At 66.7% G+C, this 18,718-nt stretch carries 26 protein-coding genes and 1 tRNA gene; 13 read left to right on the forward strand and 14 right to left on the reverse strand.

Going from position 1 to position 18,718, the window contains the following annotated elements:
• Positions 1–61: 61 nt before the first annotated feature.
• Positions 62–1,024: a DUF5937 family protein gene (locus OHA10_RS15210; RefSeq protein ID WP_371406847.1), complete on the reverse strand. Its 963-nt coding sequence runs from the start codon at positions 1,022–1,024 to the stop codon at positions 62–64.
• A gap of 56 nt (positions 1,025–1,080) precedes the next feature.
• Positions 1,081–1,407 carry a hypothetical protein gene (locus OHA10_RS15215; RefSeq protein ID WP_371406848.1) on the reverse strand — a complete coding sequence of 109 codons (327 nt, stop codon included), beginning with the start codon at positions 1,405–1,407 and terminating at the stop codon, positions 1,081–1,083.
• Between the two features lie 135 nt (positions 1,408–1,542).
• Between OHA10_RS15215 and OHA10_RS15220 the strand changes: the two genes are divergently transcribed.
• Together OHA10_RS15220 and OHA10_RS15225 are read left to right on the forward strand one after the other, a co-directional pair.
• Positions 1,543–1,962, forward strand: a complete 420-nt coding sequence (locus OHA10_RS15220; protein WP_371406849.1) for a pyridoxamine 5'-phosphate oxidase family protein — start codon at positions 1,543–1,545, stop codon at positions 1,960–1,962.
• Between the two features lie 31 nt (positions 1,963–1,993).
• Positions 1,994–2,515 (forward strand): YceI family protein, encoded by a 522-nt coding sequence (locus tag OHA10_RS15225; RefSeq protein WP_371406850.1) that lies wholly within the window; start codon positions 1,994–1,996, stop codon positions 2,513–2,515.
• Here the strand turns inward: OHA10_RS15225 and OHA10_RS15230 are convergent.
• Positions 2,512–2,967, reverse strand: coding sequence for a G5 domain-containing protein (locus OHA10_RS15230; RefSeq protein WP_371406851.1), 456 nt, complete (start codon positions 2,965–2,967; stop codon positions 2,512–2,514). The two genes, OHA10_RS15225 and OHA10_RS15230, sit on opposite strands and share 4 nt — an antisense overlap.
• Positions 2,968–3,414: 447 nt before the next feature.
• Here OHA10_RS15230 and OHA10_RS15235 point away from each other — a divergent pair.
• Both OHA10_RS15235 and OHA10_RS15240 read left to right on the forward strand, forming a co-directional pair.
• Positions 3,415–3,490: transfer RNA gene (locus tag OHA10_RS15235), tRNA-Lys, on the forward strand.
• Positions 3,491–3,672: 182 nt separating this feature from the next.
• Positions 3,673–3,813, forward strand: coding sequence for a hypothetical protein (locus tag OHA10_RS15240; protein WP_371406852.1), 141 nt, complete (start codon positions 3,673–3,675; stop codon positions 3,811–3,813).
• 111 nt (positions 3,814–3,924) lie between these two features.
• On the opposite strand, the gene OHA10_RS15245 is transcribed toward OHA10_RS15240, so the two are convergent.
• Entirely contained in the window at positions 3,925–5,139 is a 1,215-nt protein-coding gene (locus OHA10_RS15245; RefSeq protein ID WP_371406853.1) for an MFS transporter, read from the reverse strand.
• Positions 5,139–6,533 carry an FAD-dependent oxidoreductase gene (locus OHA10_RS15250; RefSeq protein ID WP_371406854.1) on the reverse strand — a complete coding sequence of 465 codons (1,395 nt, stop codon included), beginning with the start codon at positions 6,531–6,533 and terminating at the stop codon, positions 5,139–5,141. The genes OHA10_RS15245 and OHA10_RS15250 overlap by 1 nt, the downstream gene beginning before the upstream one ends.
• Before the next feature lie 78 nt (positions 6,534–6,611).
• Between OHA10_RS15250 and OHA10_RS15255 the strand changes: the two genes are divergently transcribed.
• Positions 6,612–6,959: an ArsR/SmtB family transcription factor gene (locus OHA10_RS15255; protein WP_371406855.1), complete on the forward strand. Its 348-nt coding sequence runs from the start codon at positions 6,612–6,614 to the stop codon at positions 6,957–6,959.
• A gap of 308 nt (positions 6,960–7,267) precedes the next feature.
• On the opposite strand, the gene OHA10_RS15260 is transcribed toward OHA10_RS15255, so the two are convergent.
• Complete coding sequence (locus OHA10_RS15260) at positions 7,268–7,783, reverse strand: DinB family protein (protein ID WP_371406856.1); 516 nt, start codon at positions 7,781–7,783, stop codon at positions 7,268–7,270.
• 247 nt (positions 7,784–8,030) lie between these two features.
• A complete protein-coding gene (locus OHA10_RS15265) occupies positions 8,031–8,942 on the reverse strand; it encodes a hypothetical protein (RefSeq protein WP_371406857.1) in 912 nt (303 codons plus the stop codon).
• Between the two features lie 161 nt (positions 8,943–9,103).
• Between OHA10_RS15265 and OHA10_RS15270 the strand changes: the two genes are divergently transcribed.
• Together OHA10_RS15270 and OHA10_RS15275 are read left to right on the forward strand one after the other, a co-directional pair.
• Positions 9,104–9,682, forward strand: a complete 579-nt coding sequence (locus OHA10_RS15270; RefSeq protein ID WP_371406858.1) for an RNA polymerase sigma factor — start codon at positions 9,104–9,106, stop codon at positions 9,680–9,682.
• Positions 9,679–10,503 carry a hypothetical protein gene (locus tag OHA10_RS15275; protein WP_371406859.1) on the forward strand — a complete coding sequence of 275 codons (825 nt, stop codon included), beginning with the start codon at positions 9,679–9,681 and terminating at the stop codon, positions 10,501–10,503. Before OHA10_RS15270 ends, OHA10_RS15275 begins: the two co-directional genes overlap by 4 nt.
• Here OHA10_RS15275 and OHA10_RS15280 read toward each other — a convergent pair.
• Positions 10,493–11,524, reverse strand: coding sequence for an aldo/keto reductase (locus OHA10_RS15280; protein ID WP_371406860.1), 1,032 nt, complete (start codon positions 11,522–11,524; stop codon positions 10,493–10,495). The two genes, OHA10_RS15275 and OHA10_RS15280, sit on opposite strands and share 11 nt — an antisense overlap.
• Complete coding sequence (locus tag OHA10_RS15285) at positions 11,521–11,961, reverse strand: VOC family protein (RefSeq protein ID WP_371406861.1); 441 nt, start codon at positions 11,959–11,961, stop codon at positions 11,521–11,523. Before OHA10_RS15285 ends, OHA10_RS15280 begins: the two co-directional genes overlap by 4 nt.
• Positions 11,962–12,017: 56 nt before the next feature.
• Between OHA10_RS15285 and OHA10_RS15290 the strand changes: the two genes are divergently transcribed.
• Complete coding sequence (locus tag OHA10_RS15290; protein ID WP_371406862.1) at positions 12,018–12,689, forward strand: TetR/AcrR family transcriptional regulator; 672 nt, start codon at positions 12,018–12,020, stop codon at positions 12,687–12,689.
• Between the two features lie 163 nt (positions 12,690–12,852).
• Complete coding sequence (locus OHA10_RS15295; RefSeq protein WP_371406863.1) at positions 12,853–13,239, forward strand: hypothetical protein; 387 nt, start codon at positions 12,853–12,855, stop codon at positions 13,237–13,239.
• A gap of 5 nt (positions 13,240–13,244) precedes the next feature.
• Here OHA10_RS15295 and OHA10_RS15300 read toward each other — a convergent pair whose 3' ends face one another.
• Positions 13,245–14,186 (reverse strand): NADP-dependent oxidoreductase, encoded by a 942-nt coding sequence (locus tag OHA10_RS15300; protein ID WP_371406864.1) that lies wholly within the window; start codon positions 14,184–14,186, stop codon positions 13,245–13,247.
• A 70-nt stretch (positions 14,187–14,256) separates the two neighbouring features.
• Positions 14,257–14,610, reverse strand: coding sequence for a GNAT family N-acetyltransferase (locus OHA10_RS15305; protein ID WP_371406865.1), 354 nt, complete (start codon positions 14,608–14,610; stop codon positions 14,257–14,259).
• Positions 14,611–14,718: 108 nt separating this feature from the next.
• On the opposite strand from OHA10_RS15305, the gene OHA10_RS15310 reads away from it, so the two are divergent.
• Positions 14,719–15,345, forward strand: a complete 627-nt coding sequence (locus OHA10_RS15310; protein WP_371406866.1) for a TetR/AcrR family transcriptional regulator — start codon at positions 14,719–14,721, stop codon at positions 15,343–15,345.
• A gap of 1 nt (position 15,346) precedes the next feature.
• Here the strand turns inward: OHA10_RS15310 and OHA10_RS15315 are convergent, their stop codons facing one another.
• Positions 15,347–15,787 carry a TetR family transcriptional regulator C-terminal domain-containing protein gene (locus OHA10_RS15315; protein ID WP_371406867.1) on the reverse strand — a complete coding sequence of 147 codons (441 nt, stop codon included), beginning with the start codon at positions 15,785–15,787 and terminating at the stop codon, positions 15,347–15,349.
• Positions 15,784–16,674 (reverse strand): GNAT family N-acetyltransferase, encoded by an 891-nt coding sequence (locus OHA10_RS15320; RefSeq protein WP_371406868.1) that lies wholly within the window; start codon positions 16,672–16,674, stop codon positions 15,784–15,786. Before OHA10_RS15320 ends, OHA10_RS15315 begins: the two co-directional genes overlap by 4 nt.
• 43 nt (positions 16,675–16,717) lie before the next feature.
• Here OHA10_RS15320 and OHA10_RS15325 point away from each other — a divergent pair, with 43 nt between their 5' ends.
• A complete protein-coding gene (locus OHA10_RS15325; protein WP_371406869.1) occupies positions 16,718–17,065 on the forward strand; it encodes a hypothetical protein in 348 nt (115 codons plus the stop codon).
• Positions 17,066–17,178: 113 nt separating this feature from the next.
• Positions 17,179–17,619 (forward strand): VOC family protein, encoded by a 441-nt coding sequence (locus OHA10_RS15330; RefSeq protein ID WP_371406870.1) that lies wholly within the window; start codon positions 17,179–17,181, stop codon positions 17,617–17,619.
• Here OHA10_RS15330 and OHA10_RS15335 read toward each other — a convergent pair.
• Entirely contained in the window at positions 17,612–18,217 is a 606-nt protein-coding gene (locus OHA10_RS15335) for a TIGR03086 family metal-binding protein (RefSeq protein ID WP_371406871.1), read from the reverse strand. The two genes, OHA10_RS15330 and OHA10_RS15335, sit on opposite strands and share 8 nt — an antisense overlap.
• 52 nt (positions 18,218–18,269) lie before the next feature.
• Here OHA10_RS15335 and OHA10_RS15340 point away from each other — a divergent pair, with 52 nt between their 5' ends.
• Positions 18,270–18,689: a MarR family winged helix-turn-helix transcriptional regulator gene (locus OHA10_RS15340; protein ID WP_371406872.1), complete on the forward strand. Its 420-nt coding sequence runs from the start codon at positions 18,270–18,272 to the stop codon at positions 18,687–18,689.
• The last annotated feature ends 29 nt before the right edge of the window (positions 18,690–18,718 follow it).

Raw genomic sequence — 18,718 nt, forward strand, 5'->3', positions numbered from 1 at the left:
TGCCACGACGTGATGCAAATCGATTTGTACTATCGCTGTGGGTGATCGTCGTGTCAACAGCTCAGCTGCCCTCGGCTCCGGTCGAGCTCAGCTGCCCTGTGAGTAGGGCGGCCAGCTCGGTCGGGCGGTACAGGACCTGCTTGCCGGTGCGCTGCGGCTCGACCAGTCCGGTACGGCGGAGCAGTTGCAGGTGCTGGCTCACGGCCGACGGTGTCACCTTGAGCTCGCCGGCGAGGTCGGTCGTCGTACGGGGATGTGTCAGCAGCTCGAGGATGTGGGCGCGCGGCGTACCGATCAGCTGGGCGAGATCCTGTTGCGACGGCGGCTCGACGACGGACCACAGATTGGCCTGCCCGCGGGGCGGGTATCCCAGTATTGGTTCGGCTCCCGGGTCGAACGGGATCACGGCGTGCGGGCCGAACAGACTCGGCTGCAGCACGAGCCCGCGGCCGTCGACGGCTTCGGTCCGGCTGACGGCCGCGACACGGTCGACCTTCAGCAACCCGTCCGCGTAGGTGATCGCCGGCGCGAGGCCGTTGAGCATCGCGCCGGTCCCGTGCTGGGTGAGGACGTGGCCGCGGTAGCTGATATCTGCCGAGAGAAGGGTGCGCATCCGGTCCCAGTACGGCGCCATCATGGCGTCCCAGTACTGGCGGAGTGCTTCTACTGTCTTGTCGATCGTCAGGCCGGCCGGGAGTTCGCCGTTCACCGCGACGAGCTGACGCTCGAACGTTTCCCGGTCCACGCCGGCAATGATCTCGAGCTCATCGGCGAGTTGGGTGAGTGGGGATGTGGGTCGCGGGGTCAGGAAGTCCGGGCTTCCCATCGTGTCGTTGACGAGCCACCGCAGTACGTCCCAGTCCAGCTCCGTCACTTTGGGCTGGACCGCGCGTACCCAGCCCAGCTGGAGCGGGAACCTCCCCGGCTCCCGGAGCGCGCGCAACGACAACACCATCTCCGCGACCGGCGACACCGCGAACCGCGCCTCCGCCAGATCCCGCGAAGTCAGCTCATAAGTCAGCACACCAGCCCCTCCGTCGATGTAGCACGATCCTAAATCGACAGTCCGCTCTACTCCGACTAGCGGTGTCCCGCCCCATCGCCCGACGACGATCCCGACCGCCGCCCGCCGTGCCCGCCTCTGTCGTCCCAACGTTCGGTGTGTGCTTGCTGACCGCCCTTGTCATCCCCGCGCTCGGCCTGCGCGTGCTGACCGCCGTTGTCGTCGCCGGGCTCGGTCTGGTGTTGCCCGCCTTTGTCATCGACCGACCAGGCTGCGGTGCCGACGCCGGCCGTCACCCCGAGGACGATCACAACCGCACCCGCCCAGGCGAGGTACCTCCGCGACCGCACTCCACTCGTCCGAACACTCTTCTGGTTCACGCTGTTCGGCTCATCAGCTGTCATGCCTCGATGCTCACCTGCCACCACGGGCACCGACCATCGGACATTGGTCGTACTACTCCTGGCCGACAACGCCGATGCCGATAACTGTCGGTGGGCAGTGGCAGGGTCCATGTCGACGAGAGAAGTGGAGGAAGCATGGGTTTTCGCACGATGGACGATGACGAAGCAGCTGAGTTCCTGGCGCAGCCGCTGGTTGCCGTGCTGGCGATCGACGATCCGGGCTGGTCCCCGCATGTGACCCCGGTGTGGTTCCACCACCTGCCCGGGGAGAACAGATTCCAGGTGATGACGCCGGCGAAGTCGAAGAAGGCGCGGCTGCATCGCGAGGGTTCGGGTGAGTTGTCGCTCTCGGTGCAGACCGCGGACGGACCGACCGCGAAGTACGTCAATATGCAGGGTGTGGCCCGCTTTCTCCCGTTGAGCGACGACCTGCTCAACGCGATGGTGGAGAAGTACCTGCCGGAGGAGTTCCGCGCGGCCTATCTGGCCGATCCGCCCGAGGACTCGATGTTCGACATCACCCCGCGACGCATCACCACGGGAGTCATCGGCTGACAGTTGGACTCGCTGTCTCGTCGTACCCGGTATGACGACTACGACGAGACTGAGCGAGCTCAACGGTGACTACGTGCTCGACACCGGGCGGACGCGGATCGGGTTCGTCGCGCGGCACCGGATGGCCACCCGGGTGCGCGGGCGGTTCGACGTGTTCGAAGGCGCCGTACACCTGGACGGCGACGACCCGGCCGCCTCGACCGCGCAGCTCACGATCCGGGCGGACAGCATCGAAACGGGCGCCCGACGACGCGATGCCCAACTCCGCAAGGACTTCCTCGACGCAGCGACGTACCCGCTGATCACCTTCGCGTCGACGAAGGTCGAGCTGGTCGGCGACACCACGTTCGACGTGACCGGCGACCTGACGATCCGCGGCGTGACGCATCCGGTCACGGTGCCGTTCGAGCTGACCGGTACGGCGGACGGCGTCGCCTTCGCCGCGACCCTGACCATCGAGCGCGCCCGCTGGCGGGTGAACTGGAACGCGTTCACCACCGCCTTGGTCAGCCCGACCGTCGTCCTCGACCTCCAGGTGGTTGTCGCTGGTTAGTCCTCACAGGCGATGCCGTCGTGGTCGGCGTCGAGACGGTAGATGTCGGAGCCGAGGACCTCGATCGGCCCAGCGACGTACTCCGGCCCGTTTCCGCTGCCACCCGAGCAGTCGACGTCACTGGCGATCGGGACGCAACCGGAGTAGTTCGGGTCACAACCCGACGACTCCTGCTCCGGCTCGTCGACCTTGGTCCCCACGGCCGTGATCTGCGTCCGCGGCTCCTTGGCAACCTCCTGCCGCACCAGATGCTTCGCCGTCTGCACGCCATCCACCAGCGTGACGCGGTAGGTGAGGCGACGCGTCCCATTCACCCCCTTGGTCCGCACCTCCTTCTCACCCTTCGGCAACGAGTCATCCGTAACCGTCTTCTTCTTGAACGCAATAACCCGAACCTCAACGACCTCCTTGGTCGTGACCACCGGCGTGGCCTTGGTGACCGGTTTGGGCACGCTCGTCGGCTGACTCGCCGTCGCTGTCTCTGTCGCTGCCTCTGTCGGCGTCGGCGTCGTGCTGACGCGAACACTCGCAATCGCGGCCGGCTGATCCACCCCCGCCCCCGAGCCCGCCCCACACCCAACGACCAACACACCAACCGCTACGACCACCGCAGCCCGAACAACCAACACGGCACTCCCCCCAACCCGCCGTCGGTTCCCCCCGCGGCAGGATTGTCACCACCCGGACACCCCGAGCGAATTCCGATCTGTACCACCACCCCCACCCACACCGCGAGGCCAAGCCCCTCCATCCCCCCAAACCGCATCACTTCCGTGACCTACCGCGCAGTACCCCCACTCCCACCCCCGCCCCCCCACTACCCACCGTAAGCACCCCACCCCCACCCCCACCAAGCATTCCCACCCCAAACCTGACACACTGTTCCCCTCACCAACTGAGGGCCTCTAGCTCAACTGGCAGAGCAGCGGACTTTTAATCCGCGGGTTGTGGGTTCGAGTCCCACGGGGCCTACCAGTCCCTTGTATGAGTCCGGGTCGTCCTTGACGGGTGGCTTGGGCTCCTGCTTACGCGGCTGCGGTAGATGCTTGACCGTGGCTTCGGTTGTTTCTTCACACTTGACTCATGTTCCGGGAGTTGAGTTGCAGCACCAGGTTGTACTCGCGGTGTTGTCTGAAGCGGCTGTATCACGCCAGTCGGTGCATACCTGGCTGCGGCGTTACGAGGGCTTGGCCGGGTTGGTGACGCGGTCGCGCGGGCCGGCCGATGTGGCCGAGTTCCGCACCGACCGCATCTTCCGGGACCTGGCGACCTGGCCACCGCCCGGGAGCAGGCTGTAGAACGAGCTGTCGGTCGACCAGCTTCTCGACCTGTCCTACGCCCCGCCCCTCGGAAGCCTTGGGGTGTGATCCAGCTCGCCGCGCAGGGCTGGCCGGCAGTGCGATAGCTAGTCAGCGGCGGATGTAGTCGACGGGGATCCGCTGTACTGCGAAGAGCAGTAGACCTGCCAGTGCGCACGCCGCGGCGACCAGTAGGACGAGGGTCTGGTAGCCCAGTGTGGCGGCGAGCAGCGCGCCGCCGAGTGGTGCGGTGGCTTTGGCGATCAGGATCGGGGCGGCCAGGGTGCCGGCGATGGTGCCGTAGCTGGTGGCGCCGTACCGCTGGAGCAGGATCGCGGGCGTGGCGATCGACGCGACCCCGAAACCGAGTCCGAACAGGACGAGGCAGGCGATCGCACCGAGTAGGTGTCGTCCGACGACTGGCAGCAGTGACATTGCCACGCCTTGGCCGATCAGGACGAGCCCGACGATCGTGGCCATTGGCAACCATCGGGTCGAGAGCGTGGTGACGACGCGGCCGGTCACCGACAACAGCCCGAGCAGGCCGGCTAGCGTGGCCGCGACGACGGCCGGATGGCCGAGGGTGGTCAGGTACTGGACCAGGTGGACGGCGATCACGGCCAGCGCCGCCCCGTGGAGCACGAAGGTTGCTGCGAGCAACCAGAAGGCGGGATCGCGCAGTACCCAGGTCGGTGAGCTGCGGAGGCGCCGTTCGTGATGAGGGGCGGCTGCGGTACGGCGGAGCCCGATTGCGTGCAGCGGAATGGTGACTGCTGCCAGCGCGATCGCGAGTACGGCGAGCGTCGGCCGCCACTCGATCCGGTCGACCAGCTGCCCGGTGAGCGGGATGAAGATCGAGCTGGCGAATCCGGCGACGAGTGTGATGCCCAGGAGTGCTTTCGCTCGCCGCTGCGGCTCCGTGGCCGCCACGACGACAGCGAATGCCGGCTCATAGAGCACCATGGCTGAGGCCACACCGACAAAGACGAACACGACGTACAGCTGCAGCGCGTTGTGGACCTGGGACCATCCGAGCACCGCGACGGATCCGACCACCGACCCAGCGGTCATCAGGGCATGTCCACCTCGAGCATCGAGCCAGCGCCCGACCGGAATCGACAGCAGGCCCGACACCAGGACAGCCGTGGTGAGCGCACCCGCAGCCGTGGTGTGAGAGATCCCGAGGTCGGTGCTCATCGGGCCGAGGATCACGCTGAAGGCGTAGTACAGAACGCCGTACCCGACGGTCTGCGTGATGGCGAGCGAGCCGATGAGCCGGCGCGGTCCGGGGCTGGCCGTGACAGCCGGCCCCGGAGACGCGGTCATCAGTTGCAGCAGCCGGACTGGGTGGTCGTCGGCTCAGGCTCGATCACGGTGAGCAGACCGCCGCTGATGCCGGTGGCGAGTCCTCGGCTCACCGGCGCCTCGAGGCTGATCGGTGCCGGCCCGCAGCAGCTGCCCGCGGACTCGTCGGCGGAGTCGCCGTAGGCGAGGTTCGATGAGCACACGCCGGTCTCGGGCAGGTTCAGCTGGACGTCACGCGCAGCCTCCCAGTCGCCGGCCAGCGCGGCCACGACCGAACGCGCTTGCTCGTAGCCGGTGGCCAGCAGGAACGTCGGCGCCCGACCGTAGGACTTCGCGCCGACCGCGTAGTACCCGGGCTCGGGGTGCTGGAGTTCGTCGACGCCGTGCGGCGGGACGGTCCCACAGGAGTGCTGGTTCGGGTCGATCAACGGCGCCAGCGCCCGCGTCGAACCCAGGATCGGGTCGAGATCCAGCCGCAGCTCGCCGACCATGTCGTGGTCGGGGCGGAAACCGGTCGAGTTCACCACCGTGTCGACCACGACCTGCTGGTCCCCGGCCGTCAACGCGACCCGTCCGTCGGGCGTACGTGCCAGCGACTCGGTCCGGAAGCTGCTCACCAGTTCGACGCGCCCCGACTGCACCAGCCGCTTCAGCCGTGTGCCCAGCGCTCCCCGCGCGGGGAGCTCGTCCGCGTCGCCGCCGCCGTACGTCCGTGCCTGGTCCGTGCCGCGGACCACCCACACCACCTCGGTGCCCGGCTCGTGGTCGACCAGCTCTCCCAGTTCGAGCAGTGTCGTCGCCGCCGAGTGTCCAGCGCCGACAACCGCCGTACGACGGCCCGCGAAGCGCTCACGGTCGCGGCCGAACACGTCCGGCAGCGCGTGTGAGATCGCGTCGGCCACGTCACTTTCACCGCGCGCTGGGATGCCCGATGCGCCAAGGACGTTCGGGCGGCGCCAGGTGCCGGCTGCGTCGATCACGGCGGATGCCAGCACTTCCTCGCCGTCCGCGAGACGCAGGAGGAACGGCGCCGTCTCCCGGCCGGCCGTACGGATCCGGTCGTATCCGACCCGAGTCACCGCGACGACTTCAGCGCCGTACCGAACCCTGTCGGCCAACGTTTTGGCGAGCGGAGCGAGGTAGTCGTCGATCAGATCGCCACCGGTCGGCAGTTCGTCCAAGTTGGGCTCGATCCAGTCCGATGCCTCGAGCAGCCGGCGCGCCGCGCTGTCGATGTCGTAACGCCACGGGCTGAACAGCTTCACGTGCCGCCACTCGTCGATCGCGGCCGCAACGCTCGGCCCCGATTCGAGCACCAGGAACTCGACTCCGCGTTCGGCGAGATGCGCCGCCGCGGCCAGTCCCACCGGGCCTGCTCCGATGACTACCACCGGCCCCGTCACCAGCTCTGTCACGATCATCCTCCGTGCTGTCTAGATACTCGTCTAATCACGAAGCTTGCCTCCTGATTCGACAAGAGTCAAGATAGACACATGCCGAAACAGGAACTGACCGTGCTGAACACCTGCTGCACGCCGATCTCCGAGGCCGCCCTCGAGCCGGCGCAGGCCGCGGACGGCGCCGCGGTGTTCAAGGCACTGTCCGACCCGATCCGGCTGCGACTGATGTCGATCATCGCCTCGGCCGGCGACGAGGTCTGCGTCTGTGACATCACCCCGAACTTCGACGTCAGCGGCCCGACGATCTCCCATCACCTGAAGGTGCTCCGCGAAGCCGGCCTCGTCGACTGCGAACGCCGCGGCACCTGGGTCTACTACTGGCCACTCCCCGAACGCCTGACTTGGCTCTCCACCCTGCTGTCCGTTCCCTCGGCTGTCTGACCAGCGACAAGTCTTGGGGTTGTAGCTCGTACGGCGACTCCGCGTCGCGGGCCACCCCGCGCAGTGTGTTCGACGAGAACGAGCGCTGGAACTCGAGGCCGAGACAGACCAGGCTGCGGTGGGTGAGTGAGAGGCCGCGCTTGTGGAGCGGCATGCCGGTGGGGACAACCGCGCCGAGGTGCTTGAGGCACGGGAGGGTTGGGTCGGTAGCCGGCCGCGAAGATCACGGCGTCGACCTGCTCACGGTTGCCGTGAGCAGGAGATACAGCCGCAGCGTGTCGAGAGCTATCTGAAGGACTGCTGCTGACTCACTCGTCGAGCGTGAGCTGTCGCCGATGGAAGTCGAAGTGCTGCGTCGGAAATCTGTAGACATCGGCCAGTGTCATGTAGTCCTTGAAGAACGGATCCCAGCGGACCGGGTAGTGCATGCCTCGTGCGAGATCGTCCTCGCTCTCGGCATCCAGGCGTAGATGCAGCTTGTTCACCACGTGGTCGAACATCACGACCATCCGAGCTGTACTCAAGGTGTTCCCGCCCAGGTACGACCCGAGGTAGTTCACCTCGTCGAACGGCTTGGTTCCGGCGTCGAGGACCTTTGCGTATACGCGACTCGCGCCGTCCGGCAGCCGCCCGAAGACGCGCACGAGTCGGAGGAGTGCGCGGATGATGAGGTACCCCAGCAACATATGGAACAGCAGCTGTCGGTTGCTCCATCGTGTGCCGTTCGACGGCCGGCTGAGTCCGGCAGCGTCCGCGTGCTCGACGAGCTGGTGGAAGGCCAGTCTGGCCCTCTCCAGCTCGTCGTGCGTCGCAATCCGATCCATGTGCTCATGATCAGGCTGGTGTGACGCCCGGCCAACCGTTCGAGTGGAGAATTCTCAGCCCGTCACATGCCGTGCGCCCCAGCCGGTGGTACCGATTGCTCGAGGCTGGCACTGCCTCGTCCGTGGATCGTCCGGCGCGCACGCCGGCTCTGGACGAGGTCATTCAGTGAGCCAACTCGCAGCCCAAAGACACGGCCCAGGGCTGGGTGTTCGCCGGCCTTTCAGGACCTGGTTGGAAGTGGAAGTGCTACTCGCCCAGAAGGATGAACTGGAAGCCGATTTGGGATGTGTGGTTGAGGCCGTTGAAGACGACCGGGACCTTGCCGTACGACGTCATCGCGGTGGCGGTGCCGTTGAACTTGCTGAAGCCGTACTGGTAGCCGGTTTGGGTGTTGTGGTCGATGGCGGTGATGACGGTGGGGCCGTTGACGCCGCATTTGTTGACGACCAGGGACTCGTAGGCTGCCCAGCCGGACTTTCGGATCAGCTTTACTACGGGCTTCGCGGTGGCTGTGGTGGGGATGTGGATGGTGTAGAGCGCGCCGGCTGTCGTGGTCATCAGGAGGGTGTCGTACGTCCGTTCCTCGCTGATCATGGTCATCGTCTTGAAGCCACGGAAGCCGGCGAACGAGCCGGCCGAGCGGTAGCCGGTGCCGTTCGGGGCGTAGCGGTACAGATTGCCGTTGGTGTTCAGGCCGTACAAGTAGGCGGGCCGGGATCCCTTGAGGGGATAGTTCGAGGTGGCGATGGACTTGAAGCTCGACCAACCGGTGCCGACCCTGACCGCCGTCGACTGCGCGGGCCTTCCGCCCGAGAGGACGGTCGTCTGCCGGTACAGGTTCGAGCCCAGCAGGAACAGGCCGAAGGCGTAGTACTGCGTGCCTGCGGCGTTCCACGCCAGATACCACCTGTCCATGAAGCGTGTGGCGAAGAACTTCGAGTACACGTACGGCGGCGACACCGGAGTCGGCGGCTTGTGCGCGGTGATGTCGACCGTGTCCACGACGTTCGCCTTGGTCGGCCAGACGACCGAGTTCCAGCAGGTCTGGGCTGCCGCGCTGGCTGAGCTGGGCGCGGCGGTGGCAGTTGCAGCAGTGATGGAACTGGCGGCCAGCAGACCGAAACCAGTCAGAGCGAGCGCAAAGCGTCGCAGCTTCATCGAGCAGTCCCCTCCAGAGAACCCCAGACCACCCCGGTCCCCCCGAGGTCGGCAGTACAGCCCGGGCCGCAGCCTACCGAAACCGCAGGTCAGGCGTAGGGAACCTGCTCGGTCGCGGCGACACCTAACGATTGCAGGGACAATCGCGAGGGGAGAGCTGGGTGGGCGGTGTGCGGGCTTTGCCTGCTGTGTCGGATCGGGAGTTGTGGGAGCTGGCGGCGGAGGGGGACTCCGAGGCGTTTGCGCGGCTGTATGACCGGCATGCGCAGGCGATCTACAACTTCCTGCACCGGCGGACCGGCTCCTGGAGTGACGCGGAGGATCTGACGTCCGCGGTCTTCCTGCAGGCGTGGCGGCGGCGGGCTGACGTCGTACTCGATCGTGACTCGGCGCTGCCGTGGCTGCTTCGGACGGCTGATTACACCGCACGCAACGAGTGGCGGAGCAAGCTTCGCTATCGCCGCGCGTTGGCTGCCGCGCATCTCATCCACAGCGAGGTCGACGACCATGCGGACGACGTGGCGCAGCGGCTCGATGACGACAGCCGGATCCAAGCGGTCCAGGCATCGCTGAAACGCCTGCCCAGACAGGAGCGCGAGATCGTCGAGCTCTGCATCTGGGCCGGCCTCGACCAGGCCGCGGCCGCGGTAGCGCTCGACGTACCAATCGGCACGGTCAAGTCGCGGCTGTCCCGCGCTCGAAAGCACCTGCGCGAACTCAATCTGGAGATCCAGGCATGAACATTCTGCTGCCCGACGGAGATCTACGCCCGTCGACCCGAGACCGTCAGCGCGACGAACTGATCGCGATCCTCGAGAGCGAAGCCGGTACGCCGCCACGCCGCCGACTGCTCGTTCCGCTGGCCGCGGTCGCGGCGGTCGTCCTGGTCGTGGCTCTCGGCTTCGTTCTGAAGGACGGCCACCAGCAGGTTGCCTCGGCGCCGGCGATCGAGCCGTTGAGCGCGGCGGAGAAGGCGAATCTCGGTCAGCGCTGCCTGGTCAGGTACAACCTCGCGACGTCCACGGGCCACGCGGTTCTCGACGGTTTCCGGTTCGTGGACCCGCCCGGCGACGCATACGTCCGGACGTGGGTCGTCGGGTACGGCGACGGTCTGTGGGTGAACTGCGGCTTCAACCAGACCGGCGTCATGGTCTCTGGCAGCGCGGCTGCACCGAGGCTCGGCTTGTCCAACGAGGTGCAGAACGGCGGGCCGGGCAGCGGCGCCTACGTGAAGCCGGTCGCGCGTATCACCGTCACCCCGACGGGCGGCGGGCCGGTCGAGGCCGTACTCCGCAACGGCTTCTTCTACGCCCCGGTCAAGTCCGTGCCGGCGAGCAAGTCGCCGACCGACAGCAGCCGACGCCCGTACGTCGTTCGCGGGTACGACGCAGCTGGAACCCTCGTGTATGCCAGCCCCGAGACCGAGGCCGATCGCAAGGCCGAGCAGGTCGCCTGCCGCGCCGACCCGACGGGCCACACGTACGCCGTGATCGGCACGGAACGACCGCTCCCTGCCCCCAAGGACTGCCGTCCCAACCTCCCGTGGACCTTCAGCGGGTGACGGCTGGTGTCGTGGTCGGCGATGGGTCGATGAGCGCTGCGCCGAAGACCCATGAGGATGTCTGGGCGATGAAGTCGTTCGGGAACCCGAGAGGGAACGCGCTGGCCTCGTTCAGCCGCGCGATGCTCTCGGGCGGAAGGGTGAGTTCGGCGGCGGACAGGTTGGCACCGAGCTGTTCGGCGGTGCGCGCTCCGATGATGGGATGGATCAGCGGGGAGCGGCTGGTTGTCCAGGCGATCGCGACCTGGGAGGACGTCGTACCGAGCTCGTCGGCGACGTCTTGCACTGCTCGGACAACGGCATGATCCCTGGCCGAAAGGGATTCCGGGGCCAGTCGTCCAGCCGCCGGCCCGCGGCCGCTGTATTTGCCGGACAGTACTCCACCGGCCAGCGGACTCCACGTGGTGATGCCGAGGCCGAGCGACTCGGCCATGGGCAGCAGTTCGCGTTCGATGTCGCGCTGGAGCAGGTTGTAGGGAACTTGCAGTCCGACGAACGGGCTCCAGCCGTGCCACTCGGCCAACGTATTGGCGCGGGCCACGACCCAGGCCGGTGCGTCGGAGATTCCGACGTACAGGACCTTGCCGGCCTGTACTGCGTCGTCCAGCGCCCGCATGGTCTCCTCGAGCGGCGTGGAACGGTCCCACATGTGCACCCAGTACAGATCCAGGTAATCGGTGCGTAGCCGGCGCAGGCTGGTCTCCAGCGATGCACGCAGGTTCTTACGGTGGTTCCCGGCGGCGTTCGGGTCGCTGCGGTCGCGGGAGACGGTGTACTTCGTTCCGAGCACGAACGACTCGCGACGGCCGGACAGAAGTTCGCCGAGGAACTCTTCGCTGGCGCCGTCCCGGTAGTTGACGGCGGTGTCGATCATGTTGCCGCCCGCATCGACGTAAAGGTCCAGCATCCGTCGGCATTCTGTGATCGGTGCGCCGACGCCGCCCTGTTCTCCGAACGTCATCGCGCCCAGGATCAGCTCGGAGATCCGAAGACCGCTCGTACCCAGGGTGCGGTATCTCATGGGGTCGCCGATCCACTGAACAGTTGAGCGGCCAGGGCGGCAATCTCCTCGGACGGCACGTCCCGCACGTGTTGATCCAACGCCCAGCGATGCCCGGACGGATCCAGGAATTGGCCTGTGCGATCTCCCCAGAAGGCATCGTGGACCGGCTCGAAGACCGTGGCTCCCGCATCCAACGCACGAGTCCAGGCGGAGTCGATGTCGGAGACCTGAACGTGCAACGCGGCCGGAGTACCGCCGAGCGCCGCCGGGGTGCGCAGGCCGCGGTCGGGCATTTCTCCCGCCACCGCCAGGCTTGTGTTGCCGAGGACGAGTTCCACGGTCAGCGTCCGGCCATCGGGAAGCGTGAGGCGGCTGGTCTCTTCTGCGCCCAATGCCTCGGTGTACCAGGAGGCGGCCTGATCCGGGTCGCTGACGACCAGATGAATCGCTATCACGGCTATGACCATACACAGTGTCTGGTCATAGTGTCTATACACTATGTCCGGACACTATGATGACCGGCATGCCTTCCAGACGCACCGTGCGCTCTGCTCGTCGATCTGCAGCGGCCCCGGCCTCGGCAGAGCTGCGGGAGCGAATCCTGTCCGCGACGCGCGAGTTGCTGCGGGAGCGGCGCTTCGACACTCTCAGCGTGGCCGACATCCTCGACGCTGCCGGTGTATCCAGGGCCAGCTTCTACTTCTATTTCCCGAGCAAACAGGCAGTGCTCGCTGACCTCGTGCGCGAGGCGGTCACGCAAGGACAGCAGGCAGCGCGCCCCTGGACCGATCGGGAGCAGGATCCGGTCACCGGGCTTCGGTCCGGTGTGACCGATGGAGCCCGGCTGTGGCGCGACAACGCCGGCGTCTTGATGGCCATTGTCGAGAGTTGGGGATCGGACGAAGAGCTTCGGGAGCTATGGCTCGAGCAGATGAACCTGTTCACCGAGGCCGCCACCGCGCGGATCGAGTCCGACCCGGTCGCCGGCCCGCGACTCGGCTCCACGCGCGCACGCGCCGCTGCCGCATCACTGACCTGGATGGGAGAACGCCTCTACTACCTCGCCGCAGCGTCGGTTCCGCCGTTCGACGACGAGGAAGTGCTGATCGAAACCCTCACCACCGCCTGGACCTCGATCCTGTACGGCGACGCGGTGCCCGATCATCGGGATCCCAGGGGGTGACAGCCGGGCACACTAGGCCGACACTGCTCGTGTCTGGCGATTTCGGGTGGGGAGGCGCGGGATGGCGGCGGAGTGGGTGCTTGTGGCGACTTCGTTCTTTTCAGGTCTTGCGGCTGGGTTTCTTGGTGGGCTGTGTCTGATTTTGCGGCCCGTCCAGGCGTCCATGAGCGGCCGCGAGTTCAGGGCCTTCATGGACACGTTCCTGCGGTACGCCGACAACGGCTGGGGCAAGGTGTTCAACTACGCCTGGTCGCTCGGGATGGGTATCGGGCCGATCGTCGCGCTCATCCTGCTTCGGGACGATCCCGGATCGGCGTCGTTCGTACTCACCGCGATCGGCCTCGCCATCGTGATCGTCGGTGTGTACGTCGTCTCGAATGTCTGGAAGACCCCGCAGTACAAGGTGATCCTGTCGTGGGATCCCGACGCGCTACCAGCCAGCTGGGAGGCCGATCGGCAACGCTACTTCACCATCAACTGGCTCCAACTGGCGACGACCTGGAGCGCTTTCATCCTGTTCCTGGTGGCCCTCCTCGAACTGCCGAGCTGAGAAGCTCAGGCGACGGTTGTCTGTCGGGGGCACGGGCGGATGCGGATGATTGTTTTGCCCTTGGTGCGTTCGGTCGGGTTGAAGGCGGCGACTGCATCGTCGAGCGATGCGATGGTGCCGATGTTTGTTTGCAGGCGGCCGTCGCGGACGCGTTGGACGATCTCGGTCAGTTGGGCGCGGTCGGCCTCGACGACGAAGTCGACTGCGAGGCCGTCTGCGGGGCGGGCCTCGGGCGGACCGACGATGGTGACGAGGGTTCCGCCAGGGCGGATGATGGCCGCGGACTGCTGCTGGATGTCGCCGCCGATCACGTCGAAGACCAGGTCGACCTCGCCGATGTCCTTCAGAGAGTCGTTGCCCAGGTCAAGGAATTCGTGTGCGCCGAAGTCGAGCGCGGTCTGGCGGTCGGCGGTGCGGCCGGTGCCGACGACGTACGCGCCGAATTCACGCGCGAGCTGCGCCACCATCGAACCGACTGCGCCGGCCGCGCCGTGCACGAGAACGGTCTGCCCCGACTGAAGCCGGCCGTGCTGGAACAGGCCCTGCCAAGCGGTCAGTCCCGAGATCGGCAGGCTGGCTCCCACGGTGAAGTCGACATCGCCCGGGAGCGGCGCGAGGTTGCGGGCCTCGATGGCGACGTACTCCGCGAGCGAGCCATCGCGATGCCAGTCCGCGAGGCCGAACACCCGCTGTCCGACCGACAGCCCCGTCGTGCCGTAGCCGAGGGAGGTGACCACCCCGGCCAGCTCGTGCCCAGGGATCGACGGTGCGCGGCCGCGGTCGGCACGATCGGTCCACGTCGAGGGCCACGTCAGCTCGGTCGGGACGTATCCCGAGGCGTGAACCTCGACCACGACGTCGTTGATCGCCGCCGGTGGCTCGGGACGCTCGGCGAGCATCATCCCGGCCGTTCCCGCGGCCTCGTCCGTCACCACGATCGCCTTCATCAGGTACCTCCAGCTGTTATTGGACCAATTCGTCCAGACTAGTACGGGGTCGTGCCGCCGACAACGGGTGTCAGGAGGGATCGTGCACAACGTCGGTGCGGGGTGCTCTGTCGGGAACCGCAGCGCCGCCCGGGTGCTCGGCGTCGATGAGGGTCTTGTAGGACGGGTGATCCGCGATGTAGTCGGCGATGAATGGGCAGAAGTTCGTCAGCCGCCGCCCGGTGGCAACGACGTCGTCGAGCGCGGTCCGAACGAGCTGGTTCGCGATGCCCTTGCCGCGGTGAGCCTCGTCGACCTCGGTGTGAGTGAGTACGACGCGTCCCTGGCGGACCCGGTATCCGACCCGTCCGACAACCTCGTCGTCGAGGACGGCTTCGAATGCGCCCTCGGTTGCGTTGTTCCTGATCTGCAGCCCGGTGCTCAAGATCCCCTGCCTTCCATGCGGCTAGTTTGGACTATATCGTCCAATCATAGATTGTGCCGCAGAGTCGGTCGGCGCAGAGGTGCGGGCCGGAACGGTACCGTGGAGATCGTGACTCGATCGACGGTGGCTCCGCCTCGCCAGCTGACGGCGCGTGGTCTGGCAACCAGAACGCGCATCGTCGACGCGGCTGCGGACCTGATGTACGTCAAGGGCGTCAACGCCACGACGCTCGACGACGTCCGGGCAGCGAGCAGTACGAGCAAGTCGCAGCTCTACCAGCACTTCGCCGACAAGGACCAATTGGTCCGCGCGGTCGTCTCGCGGCGGGCCGGCCAGATCCTGGAACGTGAGCAGGGCTACTTGGAGCGGTTGCGCTCGTTTCGCGGCCTGCAGCGCTGGCGGGACGCTTTGGTCCAACGCAACGCTCTTCAGAACGGCGCGTACGGCTGTGCGCTCGGCTCGATGGCGAGCGAGTTGTCCGATCAGGACGACGAGGCCCGCAAGACGCTGGCGGAGGCCTTCGCGGAGTGGACGGGCTTGATCGCTGCCGGACTTCGGCGAATGCAGGACGCCGGCTCGCTCAGCACAGCGGCCGACCCCGACAAGCTCGCTGTCGGCCTGATGGCGGCGCTCCAGGGCGGATATCTTCTCGCCGAAACCCAGAACGACATCACGCCGATGGAAACGGCGCTCGACATGGCGCTCGACCATATTCGCTCGTTCCTGACGAAGTAGCTCAGCGATCGGCGAAGGCGTCGATGCGGTCCAGGGCCATGTCCAACGCGTCGGCCATCGGCCGGGGGCTGCGCGCGTTCTGAGCGAGAATGTGTCCGCCTTGCAGAGCGGCCAGCAGACCGGTTCCGAGCTTGTCCGGATCGGCTTCGATGGTCAGTACTCCGAGATCGCGCAGCCGTGCCAGTGTTTCGATGAGCAGCTGGCGCCAGCTGTCGAACGCCGATGCCAGCGCCGCGCGGGATCGGTCATCGTCGTCGGACAGCTGGGCACACAATGCGCCAAGAGCGCATCCGTAGGAGCCGTCGTGCAGCGTGTTCGCTTCGACAAGCGCGTCGCGCCATCGCCGCAACCCGTCGAGAGTTCGCACGCCGGCCAGACGGGCTTCCTCCCGGGCCAGGACTGATCGCGATTGAACCTCGATCTCGGCGAGGAGCAGAGTCATCGTGCCGGCCGCGGTTGGCTGAGAAGGTCGCCGTACTCCGGATTTTTCTCGACGAACCGGCTGACGACCTGGCAGTAGTTGGACACCTTTGCGTACTTCGTGCGGATGTCGTCGAGTGCACCGCCGACCAGCGCCCAGGAAAGCCCCCGTCCGCGGTAGGTCTCTTCGATCACCGTGTGCGTGATCGACAGCTGCGAGCCGATCACGTGGTATACGAGCAGCCCGGCCTGTTGGCCGTCGACGAGGAGTTCGTAGTACTCGTCGTCCGGGTGGTGGACCACGGCGACTGTCGGAGACTGCGCCGCTGAGCCGTCGACTGCCCCGTCGACTGCCCCGTCGATCGTCAGAAGGTCGGCCAACGGAGCCTCCCACCCTGCATTGAACGCTTCGGTGGGGAGCGTGGCGTTCCAGGTGAGGCTCGATCCGGCTTGATTTCGGAAGTGAAGGGTGAGCCGCCAGTCGTCGTGAAGCTCTGTGTCGGTACGCAGTTGCACTCGCATGCTGCTGGGAAGCGAGTTGAGCATCATCGGCCGTGTCTGCAGGACAGTTCGTTCGCCGTCCAGACGTGCCGTACTCCGGCCGGCCAGCGTCACATCGAGGCCGCCGAGGAGGCGCGCGGTCACGCTGACGTCGGCCTCTGCGCTGTCCGCGCCCGGCGCCGTCAGTTCGCCGCCGGCGAGGTAGAAGCCCGTTCCGTCGGGTGGAAGAACCTGATCTGTCATCGCCCTGTCCTCATGCTGCTCGCGACGGTATATGGACCATATGGTCCAGTCCTCATCAATGTATCGCGCGTGTCGCCAGGACGCCAAAGCCGGTCGGCCGATGGATGTCACATCGCGTTGCGTTGTCCGGTCCTTGTGGGTGACGTCGGGTTCGCCGGCGTACATCCGCTCAGGGGATCGGGATCGGTCCCGGAAGGAGGCCTGGGTCATGGCAGAGGACGAGGTGAGCCGCAACCTCGAGGGAATGGACGAGCTCGACTTCCAAGGGTGGAACCGGGCTGACTGGCACGGCGCGTTCGCGCGGTGCCACACCGACGATGTGGTCGTCGAGCTCTCGGGGCAAGCGACGACTCATGGTCTGAAGGAGCACATCGAGGCGATGGAGGCGCTGGTCGAGTCCAACGGCGGTACGCCGGTCCAGGTGGCCTCGCATCCGATCATGTTCGGGTCGGGGGACTGGACGTGCGTGGTCGGCGAGTTCGAAGGGGGTGGGCGGATGGTGACCATCGCGAAGTGGCGCGACGGTGCGATCGCCGAGGAGCACATCTGGCTGTAGGGCTCGCCCGGGTGGTTGCAGGGCTCGATCGACGGCGCCGCCTCGGCGACCTGGATTGTCGGTGGGGGCGGGGACGCTGGTGGTGATGGGGTCGCCGGCGTGAGGAGTTGTTGATGGGCGCGGAGTTTCAGTTGGTGGTCGATTGTGCCGAGGCTGAGGTGCTGGCGCGGTTCTGGGCTGCGGCGTTGCGGTACGAGTTCGCGCCGGCGCCGGCCGGGTTCGCGACCTGGCGGGACTACTACCGGCGGTTAGGGGTGCCGGAGGAGGATCTGACCGACGAGGTGGATCGGATCAGTGACCCGGAGGGGCGCGGACCGGATATCTGGTTCCACGTGGTGGCGGAGGGCAAGGTGGTCAAGAACCGGTTGCACCTCGACATCCACGCCAGCGGTGAGTGGTCGGACCCGATCGCGGCGCGGATTCAGCGGGTTGATGCCGAGGCGGCCAGGTTGGCGGAGTTGGGTGCGACCATCACCGGGGCGTTCGAAGAAGGGCTCGACCACTACGCGGTCGGGATGAAGGATCCGGAAGGCAACGAGTTCGACATCAACTGAGCATCGCGTTCGGCCAGTTGGGGTTGCGGCCGAGGTAGGCGACGATGCGGTCGAGAGGGTCGTCGCCGGACCACGGGATGTCCGCTGCGAACGGCGTTCCCGGGGCGCGCCGGACGTCGCCGGTCGGGACGATCTGGGCGACTGTTGTCGCGGCCTCGAGCGTGGCCGGTGCAAACGTCACTGTCTTGCCGAGGGACTTTGCGACGTCCCAGCTGTGGACGATGTAGTCGATGAAGTGGAAGCTGACAGCCTGCGCTCCCGGGAAGGCTGCGTCAGGTCCGAACTCGGCCAACGGGAACGTGCGCTCCGCGACGCCGGGCTGGGCGAAGGCGTCGAGGACGTGCTCGGCGGACTCGACGTACGCCTTGACCGGGTCGTCGCCGAGGTCGAGGAGCTTCCAGATCGTGGGGTCGGACTCGCCGCGGGAGGCGGCGGCGAAACCGTAGTGCTGGGTGGCCATGTGGGCGAGCAAGCCGTAGAGGGTCCAGGCGCGGCACGGGGTCGGCTTGGACAGGTCGGCGTCGGTGATGGTAGTGGCCAGCTCGATGCTGGTCCGGACGGCTTCGGCATCCAGTGCGATGTAGTCAACGGTAGGCATGCGCATATCGTAAGCCCATGCATATGATTGCGCCAGTGCTACCTTTTTGGGTATGGCAACCGAGCGCCCCGATCTGGCTGCGATGCTGTACCCGCTGGTGCGGGAACTGATCGCGCTCGAGCTCCCGGTGCTCGCCGCGCACAACGTCTCGATGTGGGGCTACTCGGTCCTGACCGCGCTCGACGACACCCCGGTCCGCACCCAGGCCGCGCTCGCCGAGGCGATCGGCGCCGACAAGTCCCGCATCATCGGCACGCTCGACGAGCTGCAGAAGGCTGGGCTGATCGAGCGCACTCCGGATCCTGACGATCGGCGGGTGCGGCTGCTGTCGATCACGGCTGAGGGTCGTCGGGTACGCCGGGCTGTTCGCCGGGGGATCCAGGTCAAAGAGGTGCAGGTGCTGGAGGGTCTACCGGTGCCGGATCGGAAGACGTTCATCCGGCTGCTGCAGCAGTTGCACGCTTCACGCTGACGGTGGAGAGCGTTCCCTCGCGCGGGTGA

This window comes from Kribbella sp. NBC_00662 (assembly GCF_041430295.1).
Lineage (GTDB): Bacteria > Actinomycetota > Actinomycetes > Propionibacteriales > Kribbellaceae > Kribbella.